Below are 3,403 nucleotides of genomic sequence, written 5' to 3'. Positions count from 1 at the left end.
TATGCGTCGGATGAGATTATGTGGCGGCGTCGCTCGCAGTGCTGCGTTTCCCGGCCGGGTGCCCGCTCGGCCGCCGCATAACATTTCAATCAATACCTCCTTGGCAGTCTCTCCCTGGAAGTCGGGATGGTCCCGAGCTTCCTTTAATGGAGAACGTGCATGCTGGAGCTGTATTTCAAATATCCGAAGGTGTTGTGTCGCCTTCGCAGCGGGGCGCTTGGCGCGGAGCTGGACCATATTGCGGCGCATTTGTCCGAGCTGGGTTACAAACGCGGATCGGCCAAGGTTTATATCGGCCGACTTGGCAAGTTCAGTGCTTTCGCAGCGTGCCATATCAAAGCGCAGACAATCGGGCCGGAGGTCATCGATTGCTACCTGCGGAGCCTACGGACGGGGGCGTCGCGGACCGCAGCACAGACCGTGATCGAGCTTGCGCGCAAGGTCGCGCCTGGATGTTTTTCGGTCCCACGTGCTGCATTGGATCCACACCAGACATTGCTCGAAGCTTATCGGGATTACCTGCGCGGGGTTCGTGGCCTGGAGCCTAAGACCTGCGAAGGATTGCTTCTCGCCGCACGCCGGGTTCTCACTTGGTACCACACGCGCGTCCCGCGCCAGCCGCTTGCCGCGATGACGGGAGAAGACGTGCTAGCGCTCGTCGAGCACCTCCTAGCCGCATCTTCCAATAATTCCACGCGGTCCGCGGTCACATCCTATCTCCGCACGTTTCTTCAGTTCCTGCAGTGGTCCGACCGCAGCAGCCGGAATCTTGCGCGATTCGTCCCGCACGTGCCGTCTTATCGGTTGGCTCACCTGCCGCTGCGGCTGGCCTGGGAAGACGTCAGGCGCGCCATAGACACGATCGAGACGGCGACGCCGATAGGCCTGCGTGACCGCGCCATCATGCTTTTGCTCGCCACCACCGGCTTGCGCAACAAGGAGCTGCGCTCGCTTGAGCTTCAAGATATCCATTGGCGCGAGGCCTCCGTGCTCGTGCGTCGCACCAAGGCCAAACGCGACCGTGTCGTGCCGCTGTTGCACGAAGCTGGCGAAGCGCTTGCCGATTATGTTCTTTATGGCCGGCCGAAGAGCGACAGTAAGCGTGTGTTCCTGGTGCATGGTGCGCCGGTTCGCCCGATCAACGGCAGCAGCACCATCTCGAGGATAGTACGTTCGGTGTTGGAACGAAGCGGCATCGCACTTCCGTGCGCCGCCGGCGCGCATCTGGTGCGGCATAGCCTGGCCACGCAGCTCGTCGCTCAACGGCGCCCGATCAACGAGATCGCGGACCTTCTGGGCCACCGTAGCATCGACACGACCGCCATCTATGTGAAGGTGGCAGTGCGGCAGCTCGCCGACGTCGCCATGCCGTTCCCAGGAGGTGCGTCATGAGCTGCTTTGCCAAGACGCTCGCCGACCGAGTCGACGGCTATGTCACGCTTCACCGCTCACTCGGCTATTCATTTCGCAAACAGGCTGCGACCTTGCGCGCCTTGGTCCGGTTCGTCGAGGCCAAACGGCTTGACGGCCCCCTAACGCAGGCCATGGCGCTCGACTTCGTCGTTTCGTGGGATGGGTCGGCCAATGGCCGTGCCATTCGCTACGGCGTTGTTCGTCGCTTTGCGGCGTATATCTCCATCTACGATCCGTTGACCGAGGTATTCGATGCCAAGGCGGTTCCCCGGTCCCGCGCAGTTCCGCCGCCCCGGATCCTGAGCGATGCCGAACTGGGAGCGCTCATATCGGCCTGCTGCAGCGTTTCGCCCAGCTATCCGGGGCGCGCCATGGTGCTAACGCCGCTGATCGGACTACTAGCAAGCACGGGCTTGCGTTCGGGCGAGGCGCTCCGCATCGATCGTGCCGATGTCGATCTGACCAGCGGCGTTCTTTCCATCAGGAAGACCAAGTTTCGTAAGGACCGGCTGGTTCCCGTCCACCCCACGACGTTGGACGCGCTGCGCGCCTATGCTCGGCAACGCGACCTTGCCTATCCGAAGCCCAAGGATCGAGCGTTCTTCCTCAGTTCGCGCGGCAACCGGCTATCGCCCACAGGGCTGCAACTGGCATTCGCTGCCGCGTGTAGGATTGCCGGTCTCGACGACGGCAAGGCGCTGCGGCCACATGATCTTCGCCACCGCTTTGCAGTCACGCGTCTCGCCGCCTGGCATAGGGAACAAGCCGACGTGCAGGCGCTGCTGCCCTTATTGGCGACCTATCTCGGCCATACCCGCTATAGCGACACAGCCTATTATGTCACCGCAACAGCTGAGCTGCTGGGTATGGCTGCCGAGCGCGCATTTGTCGAAGGTGGTCTTGCATGAGCACGCGGTTCTCCCTTCCGGCGCTGCTGGAGTCCTTCTTTCACCATCGCATGACGAAGCAGCGCAATGCGAGCCGGGCGACCCTTGCCAGCTACCGCGACGCATTGCGCCTGCTGATCTTGTTTGCCGCAGAGCGGACGAAACGCAAGCCATGCGCATTGACCGTTGCCGATCTCGATCGGGACTGCGTCCTCGCTTTTCTCGATGAACTTGAGACAAAGCGGAAGAATACGATCCAAACTCGCAATGCCCGCTTGGCGGCGATCCGGTCGTTTTTTCACCATGTCGCTACGAACGACCCGGCAGCGCTGGCCATTGCCCAGCGCGTTCTCGCCATTCCGGTCAAGCGGGCGCACACGGAGGTGACGCACCATCTCACCCCGCAAGAGTTCGACGCTCTTGTCGCAGCGCCAGATCAGCGAACCGCGCGCGGTCGTCGCGACCGGACGCTGCTGCTTTTCCTCGGGCGCACCGGCGCGCGTGTTTCCGAAGCACTCGGCATCAATGTCTGCGACCTTGATCTCGATCGGGCACGACCCCAGGTGCTCTTGCGCGGCAAAGGACGCAAAGAGCGCATTGTGCCGATTGCCAATGATCTGGCCAGGGCGCTGCGGGCGTTTATGCGCGAGCGGGGCCTCAAGTCACACGAGGAACAGCCGCTCTTTGTTGGCACACATGGCGAGCGCCTGACGCGCTTCGGCGCGACGCACATCGTGCGGCGGGTGGTTGCCGCGGCTACCCTCAGCAGGCCGGAATTGGCGTCCAAGTCCGTTTCGCCGCATGTCCTGCGACACACGCTGGCCATGACGCTTCTGCAATCCGGTGTGGACCTGCTGACCATCCAGGCCTGGCTCGGCCACGCGCAGGTGGCCACGACGCATCGCTACGCGGCAGCCGACGTCGAGATGATGCGGCGCGGCTTGGACAAGGCGGGCGTTGCCGGCTGCCAGCCGGCTCGGTTCCAGCCGAAGGATGCCCTGCTGCGATTGCTGGAGACCATCTGAGACGGAACTATTATGTGGCGGCCGAGCGGGCACCCGGCCGGGAAACGCAGCACTGCGAGCGACGCCGCCACATAATCT

3 protein-coding genes are annotated in these 3,403 nt (G+C 62.9%); all 3 read left to right on the top strand.

Annotated elements, in window-relative coordinates:
* Positions 1-159 precede the first annotated feature (159 nt).
* Genes ATB98_RS27605 through ATB98_RS00135 form a run of 3 tightly spaced genes read left to right on the top strand, consistent with a single transcriptional unit; the run spans position 160 to position 3,325 of the window.
* The gene (locus ATB98_RS27605) at positions 160-1,392 is read left to right on the top strand and encodes a site-specific integrase (RefSeq protein WP_084435134.1); all 1,233 of its coding nucleotides are present in this window, start codon (positions 160-162) and stop codon (positions 1,390-1,392) included.
* Positions 1,389-2,321: a tyrosine-type recombinase/integrase gene (locus ATB98_RS00140; RefSeq protein WP_066867518.1), complete on the top strand. Its 933-nt coding sequence runs from the start codon at positions 1,389-1,391 to the stop codon at positions 2,319-2,321. The genes ATB98_RS27605 and ATB98_RS00140 overlap by 4 nt, the downstream gene beginning before the upstream one ends.
* On the top strand, positions 2,318-3,325 hold the full coding sequence (locus ATB98_RS00135) for a tyrosine-type recombinase/integrase (RefSeq protein WP_066867515.1): 1,008 nt from the start codon (positions 2,318-2,320) through the stop codon (positions 3,323-3,325). The genes ATB98_RS00140 and ATB98_RS00135 overlap by 4 nt, the downstream gene beginning before the upstream one ends.
* The last annotated feature ends 78 nt before the right edge of the window (positions 3,326-3,403 follow it).

This window comes from Sinorhizobium saheli, assembly GCF_001651875.1.
GTDB classification, from domain to species: domain Bacteria; phylum Pseudomonadota; class Alphaproteobacteria; order Rhizobiales; family Rhizobiaceae; genus Sinorhizobium; species Sinorhizobium saheli.
Note: the sequence above shows the minus strand (reverse complement) of the source record. Positions and strands in the feature narration are given on the sequence as shown.